A 19,025-nucleotide genomic window follows, 5' to 3' on the forward strand; every position below is an offset into this window, starting at 1 on the left:
GCGTTTCTCTCCTCGCGGGCGCGGCGGCAGGGGTGTCCCCAACTCTCCCCGGCCCAACGACGCCGACCCGGCACCGGCACGCCGGTTGAGCTGCGCGGGTTAGCGGTCGTGGATCACCAGCCCAGCGGCGGGGGCGGGGCGGTCAGGCGGTCCACCAGCTGGGAGAGCCGGTCCTTGACGCCGCGTCGCCGCCGTCGGGCGACCGGCTCCCCGGCGGCGGCGCTGACCAGGTGCTGGACCAGCTCGAACGAGGGTGTGGCAGGATCCGGACGGACCGTCAGCGCCTCGTGGGCCAGGCCGCGCAGCTCCGCGTCGTCGGCCTCCATGGCGAGCACCGTCGCGCCGATCCGGCGGGCGTCGTGGACGCGTTCCAGCAGGCCCTCGCCGGTCGCGTCCGGGGCGACGACGAAGACCGTCTCACCGCGCCGGGCCTGCTCCAGCCGGGACAGGGTCACCGAGAGGTGCGGCGGCGCGCCCGGCGGGACGCGGTGCCGCACCAGCGTCGGCGCGAGCCCCGGCAGGTCGGCGTAGGCGGCCTCGTCGGTGAGGTGGGCGGCCAGGTGCCACGGCTCCTCCTGCTCGGTGCCGACCAGCAGCAGCCCGCCCGGCGTCGCCCACTCGCGCAGCGCGCCGCCGAACCCGCGGGCCCGCTCCGGCCAGGCGGTGTCCGCAAGCAGTTCGCGCAGCATTGTGACCCTCACCGCATCCATGGCAGCCATGCTCCCGTACCGCGGGGACGGAATGGGAGGATCTGGCCATGAGTACATCTGATGCCGCGTCCGGTGACGCCACCTCCGCGACCCCTGCTACGGCCCCCGCTTCCGCCCCGGCCCGGTCGCCGTTCGACCTGCCGGACGTGTCCGGCCTCGTCGTCGGCGTGCTGGGCGGCACGGGTCCGCAGGGACGCGGCCTGGCGTACCGGCTGGCCAAGGCGGGCCAGCGGGTGCTGATCGGTTCGCGCAGCGCGGAGCGCGCCGCGGGCGTCGCCGCCGATCTGGGCCACGGCGTCGAGGGCGCGGACAACGCCTCCGTGGCGGCCCGCTCGGACGTGGTGATCGTCGCGGTGCCGTGGGAGGGCCACGGCGAGCTGCTGGCCTCGCTGCGCGCGGAGCTGGCGGGCAAGATCGTCGTCGACTGCGTCAACCCGCTGGGCTTCGACAAGCAGGGCGCCTACGCGCTCAAGCCGGAGGAGGGCAGTGCCGCGCAGCAGGCCGCCGCGCTGCTGCCGGACTCGCGGGTGACGGCCGCCTTCCACCACCTGTCGGCGGTGCTGCTGGAGGACCGCGAGGTCGAGGAGATCGACATCGACGTGCTGGTGCTGGGCGAGGAGCGGGCTGCCACGGACGTGGTGCAGGCGCTGGCCGACCGGATCCCCGGCATGCGCGGCGTCTTCGCGGGCCGGCTGCGCAACGCCCACCAGGTCGAGTCGCTGGTGGCCAACCTGATCTCGGTCAACCGCCGCTACAAGGCGCACGCGGGCCTGCGGATCACCGACGTGTGAGGCTGCCGTGCACCCCGGCAACGGGGGAGCGGTCCGGACGGGGGAGAATGGTCCCGTCCGGACCGTTCCCGTCTGCTGCACACCGCTGGAGTTCCCCCGATGCCCCGCTTCGCGCTCTTCGCCTTCGTTCTCGCCGTGCTGGCCCTGGCCGCTGCGGTGGTGTCGGTGCTGGCGCAGTTCTGGCTCGGGCTGGCCTTCGTGCTGCTGGCCGGCGTCGCCAGCAACGTCGGCTGGGTGCAGTGGAAGCGCGCCCGCGCCTGATCGGGAGCGGCCGCGCGCAGATCCCTGGGTCCGTCAGATCCTCAGTTCCGTCAGATCCCCAGGTTCAGGTGGATGATCTGGAACAGGCCCATGCCGTCGCTGGCGAAGTACAGCGTGCTGCCGAACCAGCTGAGGATCGTGCTGAGCACCTCGCCGAAGAACCAGCTGTTGATCTTCTGGTTCCACAGCAGCATAAAGACGATGATCATGCCGTAGGGCGCGATGTTCGCCAGTGAACGGCGGGTCTCGTAGGAGAGCCAGGGCTCGATGATCCCGTACCCGTCCAGGCCGGGAACGGGCAGCAGGTTGATGATGGACGCCATCAGCTGAAGCATCGCCAGATAGCCCAGCGCCGCGAAGAAGTCGTGGTGCGCCGACGGGTACCCGACGGCTCCCACGATCAAAAGCAGGGCCAGCGCGAAGACCACGTTGCTGAGCGGGCCCGCCGCCGAGATCAGGCTGTTCTTCGCCTTGCTGCGGATCTTGCTGCGGTCGATGAAGACCGCGCCGCCCGGCAGTGCGATGCCGCCCAGGATGATGAAGATCAGCGGCATCACGAAGCTGTAGACGGGATGCGTGTACTTGAGCGGGTTCAGCGTCAGGTAGCCCTTGGCGCCGACGCTGATGTCACCGCCGTGCAGCGCGGCGCGCGCGTGCCCGTACTCGTGCAGGCAGAGCGAGATCAGCCAGCCCGCGCAGACGAAGAGGAAGACCCCGACGCGGGAGTTGCCCCAGTCCGTCCAGAGGGCACCGCCTGCGGCGGCGAAGACGGCGAGCAGCACCCAGAAGACGACGCTGATCCGTCGTTCCGAGTGCTGGTGGCTGGCGAACGAGCTCATGGGGTGACAGGGCTCCGGTCGGAAGGTCGACGATGACGGCACGGAGTGCCGATGATGCCCGGTCGGCGGCCCGAACGCCAGGCCCGCCAGGTCCGGCGGCGAGCTCACCGCCGGACCTGCCGGGCCCTTGCCGCTGTCTGTGTCAGTGGAAGCTGTGCTCCTCGGCGGGGAAGGTCGCCGCGCGCACGTCGTCCACGTACTCACGCGCGGCCCGGCCCAGCTCCGCGCGGAGGTTGGCGTACTGCTTGACGAAGCGCGGCACGTGGCCGTCCGTCATGCCGGCCATGTCCGTCCAGACCAGCACCTGCGCGTCGCAGCCGACGCCCGCGCCGATGCCGACGGTCGGGACGTGCAGCTCCTTGGTGACCTGCGCGGCCAGCTCGGCCGGCACCGCCTCCAGCACGACCGAGAACGCCCCGGCCGCCTGCACCGTCTTGGCGTCGCGCAGCAACTGGTGCGACGCCTCGTCGCCGCGGCCCTGGACGGGGTAGCCGCCGAGCGCGTGCACGGACTGCGGGGTCAGGCCCAGGTGTGCCATCACCGGGACGCCGGCCTGCACCAGCAGCTCGATGGCGGGCGCCGAGCGCTCCCCGCCCTCCAGCTTGACCGCGTGGACGCCGGACTCCTTCATCAGCCGGACGGCGCTGCGCAGCGCCTGGGCCGGCGACTCCTGGTAGCTCCCGAACGGAAGGTCGGCGACGACCATGGCGCGCTTGGTCCCGCGGACGACCGCGGCGGAGAGGATCGCGATCTCGTCCATGGTGACCGGCACGGTGGTGTCGTAGCCGAGGTGGCAGTTGCCCATCGAATCGCCGACGAGCAGCACCGGCACGCCGGACTCGTCGAAGACGCCGGCGGTCAGCGCGTCGTAGGCGGTGAGCATGGCCCAGCGCTCACCCCGGGTCTTGGCGGCGGCCAGGTCCCTGACGGTCACCCGGCGGTTGGTGACCCCGCCGTACAGGGAAGCGGTGCCGGAGGCTTTCTGGGCAGGCGGAAGCGAACCGTTCTGCATGGTCTGTCTCCTGTGTCGTGGTCTCGTGGCGCCGTGCGGCGTCCCCGGATCACGTCCATGCTGACACGTCGTCGTGAAGGACGGGAAGGGGAGCGACCGGCCGTCCCGAGTCGTGTCGGTCACGCTCCCGGCAACGGCTCGGCCGCCGCTCGCCCGGCACTGGTCTGTCGCTGGTCCATCGCTCGCCCGCTGCTCGCCCGGCGCTCGGCTGGGGGTCGCTCGACGGTCGTAGGCCGCGGGTCCTGTGCTCGCTCATTCTTTCGGGCGATGTTTTCGATACGAGACGGTCTCGTATCGAAAAGCAGCTACGCTGACTGCCATGACGACCACCACCGCTGCTGCCGCCGCGCCGCCCCGGGTGCCCGAGGCCGTGCACCGGCGTCGTTGGCTGATCCTGACCGTCCTGGTCTTCGCCCTCCTCGTTGTCGTGCTCGACAACTCGATCCTCAACGTGGCGATGAAGACCATCGCCACACCAGCTCCGGTGGGCATCGGCGCCACCCAGAGCCAGCTGGAGTGGGCGATCAACTCCTACACGCTGGTCTTCGTCGGCCTGCTCTTCACGGCAGGCCTGCTCGGCGACCGGCTGGGGCGCAAGAAGGTGCTGCTCTTCGGCATGGTCGTGTTCGGGGCGGGGTCGCTGCTCTGCTCGATGGCCTCCAACCCGGCCGAGCTGATCGGCTTCCGGGCCGCGATGGGCTTCGGCGGCGCCTTCGTGCTGCCCGCCACCCTGGCGATCATCATGAACGTCTTCGAGCGCGAGGAGCACCCGCGCGCCATCGGCATCTGGTCCGGAGCGGTCGGCCTGGCCATCGCCATCGGCCCGATCGCGGGCGGTCTGCTGCTGGCCCACTTCTGGTGGGGCTCGGTCTTCCTGGTCAACGTCCCGATCGTGATCGTGGCGCTGATCGGCATGGTCCTGCTGGTCCCGGACTCCAAGGACCCCAAGCCCGGCAGGCTCGACCCGCTGGGCGTGCTGCTCTCCATGGCCGGCCTGGTCGCGCTGATCTACGGCATCATCAAGGGCGGCCAGGACGCCGACTTCACCGCGCCGGAGAGCTGGCTGCCGATGGCCGCCGGCGTGCTGGTGCTGGTCGGCTTCGTGGTGTACCAGCGGCGGGCCAAGCACCCGGTGCTCACCATCTCCTGGTTCCGCAACCGGCACTTCTCCGCCTCGGTGGTCGCCATCGGCCTGGCCTTCTTCGCGCTGATGGGCGTCACCTTCTTCGGCGTCTTCTACATACAGAGCGTGCGCGGCTTCAGCCCGCTGCAGGCGGGTCTGCTGCTCCTGCCGCTTGCGGTGGCGCAGCTGATCTTCTCTCCCCGGGCGCGGTTCGTGGTGGACCGGTTCGGCGTCAAGGCCACGGTGGCTCTCGGCCAGGCCCTGATAGCCGTCGCCTTCGTCGGATTCCTGCTGCTGGGTCGGAGCACGGGCATCTGGGTGCTGGAGGTCATCTCCTTCGTCCAGGGCACGGGCATGGCCCTGGTGATGCCGCCCGCGTCGGTCACGGTCATGGCCAGCCTGCCGCGCGAGAAGGCGGGCTCGGGCTCCGCGGTCAACAACACCTTCCGCCAGGTCGGCGGCTCGCTCGGGGTGGCGGTGTTGGGTGCCTTGCTCTCCACCACCTACCGCAGCGGTATCGGTGACCACCTGAACCACCTGTCGCCCGCGCTCCGCGGCCCGGCGGGCGAGTCGATCGAGGGCACCCTGGGTGTCGCCGAGAAGCTGGGTCCGGCGGGGGCCGGCCTGGTCGACCCGGCCAAGGACGCGTTCATCCACGCCATGCACGTCACCGCCTCGGGCGCGGCGCTGGCGGCGCTGCTGGGCCTGGTCGTGGCCGTGGCGTTCCTGCCCGGCAAGAGTGCCTCCTACGGCGGTGCGATGGCCCCCGCGCCGCGCGCCTCGGCGGAGGGGGACGCGAGCGAGGGGCACGCTGCGGAGGGCGACGCTGCGGTGGGCGACCCAGCCGAGTCGGAGTCGGAGTCGGAGTCCGAGTCCGCGTCCGCGGCTGAGGTCGCGAGCCGGATGCAGGCCGAGTGAGCGGGCCGGTGCGGGAGGATGGGAGGGTGAAGAGCAGCGCTGTCGACAGCCAGTTCGAGCAGATGATCGGCCGGGAGATCGGCGGACGGGCGACCACCCCGGCCAGATCCACCGCACCGGGAGCCGAGCCGGCCGACTGCCCAGCTCCCGCGCGTCGCGGGCGGCCCCGCACCGAGGGGGTCGAGGACTCGATCGTGGAGGGCATGCTGCGACTGATGGCCCGGGGCACCAGCCTGGCCGGCATGACCATCGAGGCCATCGCCGCCGAGGCCAAGGTGGGCAAGTCCACCATCTACCGTCGCTGGCCGGACCGTGAGGCGCTGCTGCTGCACCTGCTGACGGAGCTCGACGCGGAGGCCGGGCCGCTCTACTGCGAGCGGGGCACCCTGCGGGAGACGCTGATCTCCGTGGTGGAGTCGATCCGGCGGATGGGCGTCACGCGCCGGTCCGGCACCAGCCTGGCCCTGGTCGCCGCCGAGATCCGGGCCATCCCCGCGCTCTACGAGAAGTACAGCAAGGTGGTCATCGAGCCGCGCCGCGAGGCCCTGCGCTCGCTGATCCTCGACGCCCAGCTGCGCGGCGAACTCCGCGGTGACCTCCCGCCGGATCTGATGGCCGAGCTGATCGTGGGTCCGATGCTCTCGCTGACCGTGCTCCACCCCGAGTCACCGCTGCGCCTTGAGGACTCGGAGCTGTCCAGCACGATCGTCGACGCGGTGCTGACGGGCGTCGGCGTGAAGGCTCCTCAGGAAGCACTTACCTCCACCAAGGGAACCTGATTGCGATTGTCGGCGTCTCCTCACCCATAGGCTGAACCGCAGCAAACCGGCTAAAAGGTGAGGAACAACGCATGGCTTTCGTCGGCAAGGACCTCCACTGGCGCGGACGTGACGGCAAGGGCCGTTCGACCTGGCGCCGGGGCTGGGTCGTCGGCGTGCTGGCCCTGCTGGTCGCCTGCGTGCTGGCCTTCCACCGGCAGATCCCGGACCAGCTCGGCAACTTCGGCAGCCTGACCGAGACCTTCCTGCCGTGGGTCGGGCTGGCAATCCCGGTGCTGCTGCTGGTCGCGCTGCTGCGCCGCTCGGCGACCGCGCTGGCGGCGCTGCTCGCGCCCACGCTGGTCTGGCTGCTGCTCTTCGGCGCGCTGCTGACCGACAAGAGCGGCGGCTCCTACGACTTCACCGCCGTCCAGCACAACATCGACGCGTCCAACACCCAGGTGGTCAGCACCATGGACACGCTGATGCAGGCCAAGCCGGACGTCATCTCGCTGGAAGAGATCACCTCCGCCCAACTCCCGACGATCGAGCAGACGTTGGGCGGCAGCTACCCGCACCACGCGGTCGAGGGCACGGTCGGGCTCTGGTCGAAGTACCCGCTGACGGACATCAAGCCCGTCGACATCAAGATCGGCTGGATCCGCGCGCTCCGGGCCACCGTGCAGACCCCGCAGGGCCCGCTCGCCGTCTACGTGGCCCACATGCCGTCGGTCCGCGTCAACTTCGACAACGGTTTCACCGCCAACCAGCGCGACCACAGCGCCGAGGCGCTGGGCGAGGCGGTGAGCGCGGAGCCGCTGAAGAAGGTGCTGCTGCTCGGCGACATGAACGGCACCATGAACGACCGCGCGCTGGCCCCGGTCACCATGCAGCTCCAGTCCGCGCAGGGGAGTGCGGGTGCGGGCTTCGGCTTCAGCTGGCCGTCCCAGTTCCCGATGGCCCGGATCGACCAGATCATGTCCCGGGGCATCACGCCCACCTCGGCCTGGGTCCTGCCCCGGACGGGCAGCGACCACCGCCCGATCGCCGCGCACTTCGAGCTGTAGTCCCCGAGGCGACGGGCGCCTCAGGCCGACGCGCCCTCGGGGAGCAGCGGCCGCAGCGCCCCGAGGACCGCGCCGACGCAGATGTCGCGCATCTCGTCCCGGCTGCAGGTCTCCTCGGCGAGCCAGTCCACGACGAGCACCTGGACGAAGACCAGCCAGCTCTTCAGCACGCTCGACACCGCCGCGCGGGTGGTGGCGTCTGCCAGTGGCAGGACGGTGAGCAGCCGCGCGCGGAGGGCGTCCAGCTCGCCGGTCATGATCGTCTGGATGACGGGATCGCCGGCGAGGACCCGGTTCGCGGCCAGAACCGCGTTGCGGTTGGCCACGAAGTAGTCCAGGTGCACGTCCATGCCCTGGTCCAGCTGTTCGCGCAGGGAGGCGGCGGGGTCGATCCGCGTCTCGGCAAGCAGCCGGTCCGCCGCCTCCTGGTAGACGGCGGCGAAGAGCGCCTGCTTGCTCGGGAAGTGCCGGTACAGCAGAGCCCGGGAGACTCCCGCCCGCTGGGCGACCTCCTCCATCAGCACCTCCTCGTAGGGGTGCTCCGCGAACAGCCGGGCGCCCACGGAGAGGAGCTGGGCGCGACGGTCGGCCGGAGTGAGGCGCTGGCGGGGTGGCGGCACGCGGCCAGATTACTTGACACGCGTCTACTTGGCGGGCCTACCCTGGTGTCCAGGCTAGTAGACACATGTCAACTAAGGCTGGTGGTGCGTCATGGCCAGGACTCTCAAACTGCTCGTCCAGCTCATGGGGTGGGCCTGCGTGGCGATCGGGCTGTTCCATCTGGCCCTCGGCAACGCGGCGATCCCCGGCGCGGGCAACGCGGGGACGACGGTCGACAGTTGGGGGCGCTTCATGGGCGCGAGCTTCTGCGGCTACGGCCTGGCCTGGCTCTGGGCCGGTCGGCAGCGGCCCGTTCCGGCGGCTGCGGTGCGGTGGCTTGCCGCCGTCTTCCTGCTGGGCGGCCTCGGTCGGGTCCTCTCGCTGGCACTCCACGGCTGGCCGCAGTGGTTCCAGATCGTGCTCTCGGTGATCGAACTCGGTCTGCCGCCCGTCTACTTCTGGCTTGCGGACGCCGACGAGCGGGCGTCCGCCGACCTCACTGCCGCTCCCGCCACCGGTTGGTGATCGGCTGCCGCCGGTCGCGGCCGAAGTTCTTCGGGGAGATCTTCGTGCCCGGCGGGTACTGCCGGCGCTTGTACTCGGCCGTGTCCACCAGCCGGATCACCCGCTCGACCAGCGTCGGGTCGTACCCGTCGGCGACGATCTCCGCCAGGCCCCGGTCCTGTTCCACGTACGCCGAGAGGATCGCGTCCAGGACGTCGTACTCGGGCAGGGAGTCGGTGTCGACCTGGCCCGGCCGCAGTTCGGCGGAGGGCGGCTTGGTGAGCGTGTTCTCCGGGATCGGCGGCGTCTCGCCGCGCTTGGCCGCGGCCTCGTTGCGCCAGCGGGCCAGCCGGAAGACGAGGGACTTGTAGACGTCCTTGATCGGGCCGAACGCGCCGACCGAGTCGCCGTAGAGGGTCGAGTAGCCGACCGCCAACTCGCTCTTGTTGCCCGGCGCCAGGACGATGTGGCCCTCCTGGTTGGAGATCGCCATCAGCAGCGTGCCGCGCAGGCGCGACTGCAGGTTCTCCTCCGCCAGACCGCTGAGACCGAGCGCGGACATGTAGGCGTCGAACATCGGCGCGATCGGGACGGTCCGGAAGTGCAGCCCGGTGTTCTCCGCCAACTCCGCCGCGTCGTCCCGCGAGTGCTGCGACGAGTACGCGCTCGGCATGGAGACGCCGTGGACGTGCTCCGCCCCGACCGCGTCCACCGCGATCGCCGCGACCAGCGCCGAGTCGATGCCGCCGGAGAGGCCGATCAGCACCGAGGTGAAGCCGTTCTTCTCCACATAGGCCCGCAGCCCGCAGACCAGCGCGGCGTAGATCTCCTCCAGCTCGTCCATCTCGGGCGCCCGCCCCGGCGCGACGGGCTCCTCCGGTGCGGGCAGCGGCTCCTCGGACAGCACCGTGCGGCGGATCTCCAGGCCGTCGGCGACGATCCGGGTGGTGCCGTCGACGGGTGCCGTCGCCGCGGGCAGGTCGAGGTCGAGCAGCAGGCAGCCCGCCTCGAACTGCGGCGCGCGGGCCAGTACGGCGCCGTCGGTCGCGACGACCACGGACTGGCCGTCGAAGACCAACTCGTCCTGGCCGCCCACCAGGTTGACGTAGGCGAGGGTGCAGTCGGCCTCCGCCGCCCGCCTGCGGACCAGCTCCAGCCGCTCGGCGCCGCGACGCGCCTCGTAGGGGGAGGCGTTGATCACCAGCAGCAGCCCCGCGTCGGCCTGGCGTGCGGCCTGGACCCGGCCGCCGTCCTGCCAGATGTCCTCGCAGACGGCGAGCGCGACGTCGATCCCGTGCAGTCGGACCACCGGCAGCGTGTCGCCGGGGACGAAGTAGCGGAACTCGTCGAACACGCCGTAGTTGGGCAGGTGGTGCTTGGCCAGCCTGGCGACCACCTCACCCTTGTGGAGCAGCGCGGCGCAGTTCTGCGGCGAACCGGCGGGCAGTCCCCACGTCCTCTCCGGCCCCGGCTCCGGGGTGTCGGTCAGCGATTTGCCCAGATAGCCGACCACGACCGGGATGTCGCCGAGCCCCTCCGCCTGCAGCCGGGCCGCCAGCGCGACCAGCGTCGCGCGCGAGGCCTCGATGAAGGACGGGCGCAGCGCCAGATCCTCGATCGGGTAGCCGGTGAGCGTCAGCTCGGGGAAGGCCACCAGGTGAGCGCCCTGTTCGGCGGCGTGCCGGGTCCAGCGGACGATCAGCTCGGCGTTGCCGTCGAGGTCGCCGACGACGCTGTCGACCTGGTTCAGCGCGAGACGAAGGGAAGGCATGTCCCCACAGTAATCGTCTAACCGACGAGATGTCTGCCGGATCGCCCGGACAGGAGCATGGGGAGGCTTCGTTCGTGCACTGGCGACCGCTGATGACATGTGCCTGGCGGGAGTCGGAATCCTTCTGGAGTCCTTCGTTCGGGTGCGTTTGACTGTCCGAAGAGTCCGGGCATGCCGGTATTACTACTGAGTTATAGCTGTATTGACGGTATGTCCGAAATAAGGGTACGTTCGTGCTCCTGAAGATCGTTGCGATGTCGATCACGGGCGCGACGCCTGCAGAGGGGATGGACCACGTGGAGCAGCCGGTGGACCAGTCGGCCGAACGTCGGGTCACGGCCCCGTGGGCGGTACGCCGACCGCCCCGCTCGGACGCGGAACTGAGGGAGCGTCCGGCCCGCGGCGTGGTGCCGGGGTGGGCCGTCCTGCTGCTGATGCTGGCCGTCGCACTCGCGGCGGCGCTGGTCCAGGCGCGCGCCTCCGGTCTGCCGGGCTGGGTGCCGGGCGCCCAGGCCCTTCGCGACAGTGGCCCGACCCTGGCTCCGCGCACCGCCGTCGTGCTGCAGGGCCTGTGCGGGCTGGTCGTGGTGGTCGGGCTCTTCGGGCTGATGGCCAATCCGGTGGGCACCGCCCGCGTGCTCAGCCGCTGGGGCGGCTACCGGGGCACGGTCCGCCGCTCCGGGCTGGTCTGGGTGAACCCGCTGCTCAAGCGCCGCCCGATCGACGTCCGGATCCGCCACTGGCGCAGCGAGGCGATCGCGACCACCGACCGCGAGGGCTCGCCGATCACGGCCGAGCTGATGCTGGTCTGGCAGGTCAAGGACACCGCCCGCGCCCGCTTCGCCGTCGACGACCACGGCCGGCACCTGGCGGCCAGCGCCGAGGCGGTCTTCTGCCGGGTCGCCTCCACGCTGCCGTGCGACAGCTTCGTCACCCCGGGCCCCTCCCTGCGCGACGGCCAGTGGCTCGGCGGCGAACTGACCCGCCTGCTGGGCGCGGAGATGGCACCCGTCGGCATCGCCGTCTACTCCGTCCAGGCCGTCTGCCTCGACTACCGCGCCGACTTCGCCGCCGGGATGCGCCGTCGCCGCCTCGCCGAGCTGGACGCCGGCACCCGCGAGGTCATCGTCGGCGACGCGGTCGAGACGGCCGCGTTGACACTGCGTCAGTTCGAGCGGGACCAGGGCATGGCCCTGGACGCCGAGTTCCGCGCGCTGCTGACGCGGGATCTGGTGACCGCCTTCCTCGCGGTCCCGACCACGCCGAACCCGGCCGCCGCCGACGCGGACCGGACGGCAGTCGAGCTGCCGGCTGCGCTGTCGGCCGCGCCGCAGACCGAGCCGCAGACCGAGCCGCCGGTCCCCGGCTCCGCGACGGCGGTACCGCCGGAGGGCGCGGGCGGTCTCCCGCTCCTGCGCCGCGCGGACGTCCCGCTCTCGGCCACCGCCGTCTCCGCCGCAGCAGACCTTCCGTGACGCCAGCCCCTCAGTGACGCCAGCCCCTCAGTGACGCAAGCCCCTCAGTGACGCAAGCCCTTCCGTGACGCGTAAGCCCCCGTCCCGAAGAGAACGGAGCCCGTCCGCCATGAGCACCGCATTCGCCGAGTTGGACACGACCGGCTGCACCTGTGTCCACTGCCGCGCCCACAGCGCCCGGACCGCCCCGGCAGCTCCGAAGCCCCCGGCCACGCCGCACATGGGTCCGCTGGCGCGGGCCGCCGCGACGACCGCGATGCTGGCGGTCGGCGGTGGCGCCGCCCTGATATCCGCCCCGGCCGCGCACGCGGAACCAGCCCCCGCGCACGCGGGTTGGGACGGCAGCCGCTACTGGTTCCGCGCCAACGGCGAGTGGCGCTGGACCTCGCACTACGACATCTACCTCCGCCACAGCAGCGGCGGTGGGTCCGGCAGCGGAACCGCCGCGACCGGCGGGGGCATACGCCAGGGCTGGGACGGTCACCGTTACTGGTTCCGCAAGAACGGCGAGTGGCGCTGGACGACGCACTACGCCATCTACCTCGCCCACATCGGCACCGGGCACCCCTCCCCGAGCCCGACCCCGACCCCGACCCCGAATCCGTCCCCGGCCCCTGCGCCCGGCCCGAGCGTGGGCAACCTGGAGGCGGCCATCGGCTACGCCGAGGCGCAGCTCGGCAAGCCCTACGTCTGGGGCGGCAACGGACCCTACGGCTTCGATTGCTCCGGTCTGGTCCAGCAGGCCTACCGGCGGGCCGGGATCAGCCTGCCGCGCGTGGCCGCCGACCAGTACCGGGCGACCAGCCCGATCACCGCGAGCCAGCTGCGGCGCGGCGACCTGGTCTTCTGGTCCTCCAGCAGCCGCGCCTCCGGTATCCACCACGTCGCGATCTACCTGGGCGGCGGCCGGTACATCGAGGCGCCCCACCCCGGCGCGGACGTCCGGATCTCGGTGCTTTCGACGGGTTACTACCCGACCCAGTTCGGCCGCGTCTCCTGACGACGTTCCGGGCGAGGTCAGGGACGCCGTTCCGGGCGCCGTTCGGATCGTCCGACCAGCCTCATAATCTGCAATGATGCGGACAGTGGACGACGCGCCGACGGCGGCGCTTCCGCGTTAACGCATCCGTAAAGCGCAGAGGTGAGACTGTAGCCATGGGCAAGCAGCAGGAGTTCGTGCTCCGCACTCTCGAAGAGCGAGACATCCGGTTCGTCCGGCTCTGGTTCACCGACGTCCTCGGCTTCCTCAAGTCCGTCGCGGTCGCTCCGGCCGAGCTGGACCAGGCCTTCGAGGAGGGCATCGGGTTCGACGGGTCCGCGATCGAGGGCTTCGCCCGGGTGTACGAGTCGGACATGCTGGCCAAGCCGGACCCGGCGACCTTCCAGATACTGCCGTGGCGGTCGGAGGCGCCGGGGACGGCCCGGATGTTCTGCGACATCCTGATGCCGGACGGCTCGCCGTCCTTCGCGGACCCGCGCTTCGTCCTCAAGCGGACCCTGGAGAAGGCGTCCAACCTGGGCTTCACCTTCTACACCCACCCCGAGATCGAGTTCTTCCTGCTCAACGACCTCCCCGCGGACGGCACCGTGCCGACCCCGGCGGACCACTCGGGCTACTTCGACCACACCCCGCGCGGCGTCGGCCACGACTTCCGCCGACAGGCCATCACCATGCTGGAGTCGATGGGCATCTCGGTGGAGTTCAGCCACCACGAGGGCGCCCCGGGCCAGCAGGAGATCGACCTCCGCTACGCGGACGCGCTCTCCACGGCCGACAACATCATGACGTTCCGTCTGGTCATGAAGGAGGTCGCGCTGGAGCAGGGCGTCCACGCCACCTTCATGCCGAAGCCGTTCTCCCACTTCCCTGGGTCCGGCATGCACACCCACCTCTCCCTGTTCGAGGGCGACCGCAACGCCTTCCACGAGGCGGGCGCGGAGTACCAGCTCTCCAAGGTCGGCCGCTCCTTCATCGCCGGGCTGCTCCGCCACGCGGCGGAGACCTCGGCGATCACCAACCAGTGGGTCAACTCCTACAAGCGCATCTGGGGTGGCTCGCAGCGCGCCGCGGGCGCGGGCGGCGAGGCGCCGTCCTACATCTGCTGGGGCCACAACAACCGCTCGGCCCTGGTCCGCGTGCCGATGTACAAGCCGGGCAAGCAGGGCTCGACCCGTGTCGAGATCCGCTCTCTGGACACCGGGTGCAACCCGTACCTGGCCTACTCCGTCATCCTCGCCGCCGGCCTCAAGGGCATCGCCGAGGGCTACGAGCTCCCTCCGGGCGCGGACGACGACGTCTGGGCGCTGACCAACCTCGAACGCCGCGCCATGGGCATCGAGCCCCTCCCGCAGAACCTGGGCGAGGCCATCGAGCTGATGGAGCGCAGCGACCTGGTCCGCGAGACGCTCGGCGAGCACGTCTTCGACTTCTTCCTGCGCAACAAGCACAACGAGTGGGAGGAGTACCGCTCCGAGGTCACCCCGTTCGAGCTCCGCAGGAACCTGCCGGTGCTGTAGCGGGCTGTTTGTCGCGGGTCAGCGCCGCGTGCTTGGATGCGGCGTGCAGAAGAACCCAGTCGACAGCCCGTTCGCTGCGGGAACCCGCGTCTCCGAGCTCCGTGTCGTCGGCGACCACGACCTGGCCTCGTTCGGGGCCCGGTTCGGAGCCGCCGCCCTCGACACGGTCGTGATCGCGGTGCTGTACCTGGCGTGCCTGCGGCTGCCGGGCATGGGCAACAGCGTGCTCGCGCTGGTCGTCCTTACGGGCATCCGGCTGCTCTACGGCGCGCTCCAGCTCCAGTTCGGCGGCGGCCGGACGCTCGGTATGCGGGCGTTCCGCATCAAGGTGAAGCCGGTCGGAACCGAGCGCGGGCGGCTGACTGCCGGTCAGGCGTGGCTGCGGACGGCGGTGTTCGCCCTGCCCGCCGCGGTGCTCGGGGTCGGCGCGTACCTGAGCATCCTGGACTGCCTCTGGATGCTGTGGGACCGGCCGAACCAGCAGACCCTGCACGACAAGGCCGCCCGCACCGTCGTCGTCCGGGCCTGACGGCCCCGCGGGCTGCGTGCCTCGGGGCCGCGAACCGGTCGCCGTGTCGAGTGTTCGAACCCCGTAGGGTCGGGGAGGATCGACAGCGAGGTCCGCGAAGGCGGTCGGCCGGAGGCGAGAAGCGTGGAGACGGTGCACGGCGGTGCGCACGGCGGGGCGCGGCGGAGCAACCCGCTGGGATGGCTGATCCGGCGCGGGTTCACCGACCCCGAGACGGCGGCCCAGCGGCTCGCTGAGCCGGCGCTGGCCGCGCACGCCTCGGACAGCGTGCTGCTGGACGCGCTCGCTGCCACCGCCGACCCGGACCAGGCGTTGCAGGGCTTCGCCGAACTGGTCGCGGCCTGCCCGACCGACGCCGAGCGGCACGCCCTGCTCGACACCGTCACCACCGCCAAGCCGCTGCGTGACCGGCTCCTCGGCGTGCTCGGCGCCAGCGCCGCCCTCGGTGAGCACCTGCGCCGGCACCCGCACGACTGGCACGAGCTGGTCACCTTCGAGCTGCACGACATCCACCCCGGTCCGGAGGAGTTCGTCCGCCGCCTCTACCGGCACATCTGGGAGGAGTACGCGGACACGCCCCGCGTGGACGCGCTGCGCTCCGGCTACCGCCGCCTGCTGCTGACCGTCGCCGCCAGGGACCTGACCGGCACCGCCGACCTGGGCCAGACCGCCGCCGAGCTCGCCGACCTGGCCGGGGCGACCCTCCAGGCCGCCCTCGACATCGCCGGCGAGGAGGACCCGGCCGCCGCCCGCACCTGTCGGCTGGCGGTGATCGCGATGGGCAAGTGCGGTGGCCGCGAACTCAACTACGTCTCCGACGTCGACGTGGTCTTCGTCGCCGAGCCGCGCGAGGACACGCCCGAAGGGGAGGACCCCCCGGCGGGGGAGGGCGATCCGATCAAGGCGGCCACCCGGCTCGCCGCCCGGATGATGCAGCTCTGCTCGGACACCACCCGCGAGGGCACCATCTGGCAGGTCGACGCCAACCTGCGCCCCGAGGGCAAGAACGGCCCGCTGGTGCGGACCCTCGCCAGCCACCTCGCCTACTACCAGCGCTGGGCCAAGACGTGGGAGTTCCAGGCGCTGCTCAAGGCCCGCCCGGTCGCGGGCGACGCGGAGCTGGGCCGCGCGTACGTGGACGCCGTCATGCCGATGGTGTGGCAGGCGTCCGAGCGGGAGAACTTCGTCCAGGACGTGCAGCAGATGCGCCGCCGCGTCGTCGAGGCGATCCCGGCCGCCGAGGTCGACCGCGAGCTGAAGCTGGGGCCCGGCGGGCTGCGCGACGTCGAGTTCTCGGTGCAGCTGCTGCAGCTGGTGCACGGTCGGACGGACGAGTCGCTGCGCAGCGCCACCACGCTGACCGCGCTGGCCGACCTCTCCGTCGGCGGGTATGTCGGCCGCGCCGACGCCGCCGCGCTGGACAGCGCCTACCGCTTCCTGCGCACGCTGGAACACCGGATCCAGCTGTTCCACCTGCGCCGCACCCACCTCGTCCCGACCGGCGAGGAGGAACTGCGCCGACTGGGCCGCTCGCTGGGACTGCGCGCCGACCCTGTCTCCGCGCTGCTGACCGAGTGGAAGCGCCACAGCCGCGAGGTGCGCCGCCTGCACGAGAAGCTCTTCTACCGCCCGCTGCTGGACGCCGTGGCCGAGCTGGACCTGGAGGAGGCCGGGCTGACCGGTCGGCTGGAGGGCGGCAACGCGCTCTCCGCCTCGGCCGCCCAGGCACGCCTCGCCGCCCTCGGCTACACCGCGCCCGCCGACGCCTTCCGCCACCTGCAGGCGCTGGCCACCGGCGTCAGCCGTCGCGCGGCGCTGCAGCGGACCCTGCTGCCGGTGATGCTCGGCTGGTTCGCCGACTCCGCCGACCCGGACGCGGGGCTGCTCGGCTTCCGCAAGGTCTCCGACAGCCTCGGCTCCACGCCCTGGTACCTGCGGCTGCTGCGCGACGAGGGCGCGGCGGCCGAGAACCTGGCCCGGATCCTCTCCTCCGGTCGCCTCGCCCCGGACCTGCTGCTGCGCGCCCCGGAGGCGGTCGCCCTGCTGGGCGACAGCGACGGCCTGGACCCGCGCTCGCCGCAGGTGCTGGACCGCGAGGTGGCCTCCGCCGTCGGGCGCGCCCAGGGCGCGGCCGCGGCCGTCGCGGCGGCCCGGTCGGTGCGCCGCCGCGAGCTGTTCCGCACCGCCGCGGCCGACGTGCTCGGCCGGCTCGGCGACACCCCGGCCGACTCCGTCGAGGCCGCCGGGCTCGCGCTGACCGGCCTCAACCGGGCCACCCTCAGCGGCGCCCTGGCCGCCTGCGTCGCTGCCGCCGAGGCCGCGAGCGGCGAACCGCTGCCGACCCGGCTGGCGGTCGTCGCCATGGGCCGTTTCGGCGGCCACGAGCTCGGCTACGGCAGCGACGCGGACGTCATGTTCGTCCACGACCCCCTGCCCAGCGCGGACGAGACGGCGGCGAGCAACGCCGCCCGCCAGGTCTTCGAGGAGCTGCGCCGCCTGCTCCAGGTGCCCTCGACCGAGCCGCCGCTGCTGATCGACGCCGACCTGCGCCCGGAGGGTCGCCAGGGCCCGCTGGTGCGGTCGATCGCCTCCTACGCGGCGTACTACCGCCGCTGGTCGCGCACCTGGGAGAGCCAGGCGTTGCTGCGGGCCAAGCCGGTCGCGGGTGACAAGGCGCTGGGCGAGGAGTTCACCGCGCTGATCGACCCGCTGCGCTACCCGGAGGCCGGGCTGGACGAGGCCGAGCTGCTGGAGATCCGTCGGATCAAGGCGCGGGTGGAGCGCGAACGGCTGCCGCGCGGCGCGGACCCGACGACCCACACCAAGCTGGGCCGGGGCGGGCTGGCGGACGTGGAGTGGACGGTCCAGCTGCTCCAGCTGCAGCACGCCGCCGAGGTCCCAGGCCTGCGCACCACCCGGACCCTGCGGGCGCTGGCCGCCGCGCTGGACGCCGACCTGCTCGACGCCGACGAGGCGGAGGCGCTCAGCGCCGCCTGGGTGCAGGCCACCCGGGTGCGCAACGCGGTGATGCTGGTGCGTGGCCGTTCGGGCGACAGCTTCCCTGCGGAGCCGCGTGAGCTGGCGGGTGTCGCGCGCTACCTCGGCTACGGCGAGGGCCACGCGGGCGAGATGGTGGACGACTACCGCCGCACCGCTCGGCTCGCCCGCGAGGTGATGGTGAACCGGGTCTACGGCGAGAAGGGCTGAGCGCCGCAGCCCGCTCTGCTCAGTGGGACGCGCCGACCGGCTCCTTGGCGGCCGGTTCGGGGACCCGCGCCGGCACCGGCGCCGCCTTGGGGAAGCTGTAGGGCCAGCGCCGGTAGACGAGCCGGGAGCTGGTCAGTCCGATGCCGGTGCAGACCGCGCCGGCGATCGCGTCCATGAAGAAGTGGTTGGCCGTCCCCACGATGACCACCAGCGTGGTGACCGGATAGATCACCCCGAGCACCCGGACCCAGCGGCGTTTCGCCAGGAACCAGATGGTGATGCCGCACCACAGCGACCAGCCGATGTGCATGGACGGCATGGCGGCGAACTGGTTCGACACGTGGGCCATGTCGCCGGAGGCCATGGAGCCCCAGGTGTGGTGCGTGGCGACGGTGTCGATGAAGCCGCCGTGGGTCATCAGCCGGGGCGGCGCGAGGGGGAAGAAGTAGTACCCCACAAGAGCCATGCCCGTAGTCACGAAGAGTGACAGCCGGGCGGCGGCGTAGCGCCCGGAATGGGCGCGGAACAACCACACCAGAACCGCGATGGTCACGATGAAGTGCAGGGTGGCGTAGTCGTAGTCGAGACCGGTGATCAACCAGCCGATCGAATCCAAGCCGTGGTTGATCGATCGCTCCACGTCAATGTGAAGCACCTGTTCGAGCGACCAGATGTCGTGGGCATTCTGCTGGGCGCGGGTCTCCATCTCGGGCACCGCATTGCGGACCATCGAATAGATCCAGTAGCTCGCGGCAATCAGCAGCAGCTCGATCCACAATCGGGGACGCCCCGGCGAACGGAAGTGGCCGCGCACCGATCCCGCCCAGTGGCCCAGAGGGCTGCTGGTGAGAGCGCTGACTTCCGTTGCTTTCCCCATGGGTGAGTAGTCTGCCATGCGGCCTGGGATCTCCTGATCACCCTCTGGTCGGGGATTCTTCGAACG

Annotated in this window: 17 protein-coding genes; 11 read left to right on the top strand and 6 right to left on the bottom strand. The window is 71.6% G+C overall.

The window, feature by feature from the left end; all coding sequences use genetic code 11:
* Positions 1-113 precede the first annotated feature (113 nt).
* Positions 114-710, bottom strand: coding sequence for a hypothetical protein (locus I2501_RS25580; protein WP_196196542.1), 597 nt, complete (start codon positions 708-710; stop codon positions 114-116).
* A 47-nt stretch (positions 711-757) separates the two neighbouring features.
* On the opposite strand from I2501_RS25580, the gene npdG reads away from it, so the two are divergent.
* Together npdG and I2501_RS25590 are read left to right on the top strand one after the other, a co-directional pair.
* Positions 758-1,501: an NADPH-dependent F420 reductase gene (gene npdG / locus I2501_RS25585; protein ID WP_196196543.1), complete on the top strand. Its 744-nt coding sequence runs from the start codon at positions 758-760 to the stop codon at positions 1,499-1,501.
* A 99-nt stretch (positions 1,502-1,600) separates the two neighbouring features.
* On the top strand, positions 1,601-1,762 hold the full coding sequence (locus tag I2501_RS25590; RefSeq protein ID WP_196196544.1) for a hypothetical protein: 162 nt from the start codon (positions 1,601-1,603) through the stop codon (positions 1,760-1,762).
* Between the two features lie 50 nt (positions 1,763-1,812).
* Here I2501_RS25590 and I2501_RS25595 read toward each other — a convergent pair whose 3' ends face one another.
* Positions 1,813-2,601, bottom strand: coding sequence for a site-2 protease family protein (locus I2501_RS25595; RefSeq protein ID WP_196196545.1), 789 nt, complete (start codon positions 2,599-2,601; stop codon positions 1,813-1,815).
* Between the two features lie 142 nt (positions 2,602-2,743).
* On the bottom strand, positions 2,744-3,613 hold the full coding sequence (gene panB, locus I2501_RS25600; protein WP_196196546.1) for a 3-methyl-2-oxobutanoate hydroxymethyltransferase: 870 nt from the start codon (positions 3,611-3,613) through the stop codon (positions 2,744-2,746).
* 319 nt (positions 3,614-3,932) lie between these two features.
* Between panB and I2501_RS25605 the strand changes: the two genes are divergently transcribed.
* The 3 genes from I2501_RS25605 to I2501_RS25615 all read left to right on the top strand — a co-directional run bounded on the left by I2501_RS25605 (position 3,933) and on the right by I2501_RS25615 (position 7,479).
* Entirely contained in the window at positions 3,933-5,654 is a 1,722-nt protein-coding gene (locus tag I2501_RS25605; protein ID WP_196196547.1) for an MFS transporter, read from the top strand.
* 26 nt (positions 5,655-5,680) lie between these two features.
* Entirely contained in the window at positions 5,681-6,433 is a 753-nt protein-coding gene (locus I2501_RS25610; RefSeq protein WP_196196548.1) for a TetR/AcrR family transcriptional regulator, read from the top strand.
* Positions 6,434-6,504: 71 nt separating this feature from the next.
* On the top strand, positions 6,505-7,479 hold the full coding sequence (locus tag I2501_RS25615) for an endonuclease/exonuclease/phosphatase family protein (RefSeq protein ID WP_196196549.1): 975 nt from the start codon (positions 6,505-6,507) through the stop codon (positions 7,477-7,479).
* A 20-nt stretch (positions 7,480-7,499) separates the two neighbouring features.
* Here I2501_RS25615 and I2501_RS25620 read toward each other — a convergent pair whose 3' ends face one another.
* Positions 7,500-8,099 (bottom strand): TetR/AcrR family transcriptional regulator, encoded by a 600-nt coding sequence (locus tag I2501_RS25620; protein WP_196196550.1) that lies wholly within the window; start codon positions 8,097-8,099, stop codon positions 7,500-7,502.
* A 91-nt stretch (positions 8,100-8,190) separates the two neighbouring features.
* On the opposite strand from I2501_RS25620, the gene I2501_RS25625 reads away from it, so the two are divergent.
* Complete coding sequence (locus tag I2501_RS25625) at positions 8,191-8,604, top strand: DUF4345 domain-containing protein (protein ID WP_196196551.1); 414 nt, start codon at positions 8,191-8,193, stop codon at positions 8,602-8,604.
* Here the strand turns inward: I2501_RS25625 and I2501_RS25630 are convergent.
* Positions 8,576-10,354: an NAD+ synthase gene (locus tag I2501_RS25630; RefSeq protein ID WP_196196552.1), complete on the bottom strand. Its 1,779-nt coding sequence runs from the start codon at positions 10,352-10,354 to the stop codon at positions 8,576-8,578. The genes I2501_RS25625 and I2501_RS25630 overlap by 29 nt on opposite strands.
* Before the next feature lie 233 nt (positions 10,355-10,587).
* Here I2501_RS25630 and I2501_RS25635 point away from each other — a divergent pair, with 233 nt between their 5' ends.
* The 5 genes from I2501_RS25635 to I2501_RS25655 all read left to right on the top strand — a co-directional run bounded on the left by I2501_RS25635 (position 10,588) and on the right by I2501_RS25655 (position 18,082).
* The gene (locus I2501_RS25635) at positions 10,588-11,829 is read left to right on the top strand and encodes an SPFH domain-containing protein (protein ID WP_196196553.1); all 1,242 of its coding nucleotides are present in this window, start codon (positions 10,588-10,590) and stop codon (positions 11,827-11,829) included.
* Positions 11,830-11,938: 109 nt separating this feature from the next.
* On the top strand, positions 11,939-12,829 hold the full coding sequence (locus I2501_RS25640; protein ID WP_196196554.1) for a C40 family peptidase: 891 nt from the start codon (positions 11,939-11,941) through the stop codon (positions 12,827-12,829).
* 155 nt (positions 12,830-12,984) lie between these two features.
* The gene (locus I2501_RS25645; protein WP_196196555.1) at positions 12,985-14,346 is read left to right on the top strand and encodes a glutamine synthetase family protein; all 1,362 of its coding nucleotides are present in this window, start codon (positions 12,985-12,987) and stop codon (positions 14,344-14,346) included.
* A gap of 43 nt (positions 14,347-14,389) precedes the next feature.
* Complete coding sequence (locus tag I2501_RS25650; RefSeq protein WP_196196556.1) at positions 14,390-14,875, top strand: RDD family protein; 486 nt, start codon at positions 14,390-14,392, stop codon at positions 14,873-14,875.
* 123 nt (positions 14,876-14,998) lie between these two features.
* Positions 14,999-18,082, top strand: a complete 3,084-nt coding sequence (locus tag I2501_RS25655) for a bifunctional [glutamine synthetase] adenylyltransferase/[glutamine synthetase]-adenylyl-L-tyrosine phosphorylase (protein WP_328806617.1) — start codon at positions 14,999-15,001, stop codon at positions 18,080-18,082.
* Positions 18,083-18,101: 19 nt separating this feature from the next.
* Here I2501_RS25655 and I2501_RS25660 read toward each other — a convergent pair whose 3' ends face one another.
* Positions 18,102-18,977: a phosphatase PAP2 family protein gene (locus I2501_RS25660; protein WP_196196557.1), complete on the bottom strand. Its 876-nt coding sequence runs from the start codon at positions 18,975-18,977 to the stop codon at positions 18,102-18,104.
* Positions 18,978-19,025 lie beyond the last annotated feature (48 nt).

This window comes from Streptacidiphilus fuscans, assembly GCF_015690355.1.
Taxonomy (GTDB): Bacteria; Actinomycetota; Actinomycetes; order Streptomycetales; family Streptomycetaceae; genus Streptacidiphilus; species Streptacidiphilus fuscans.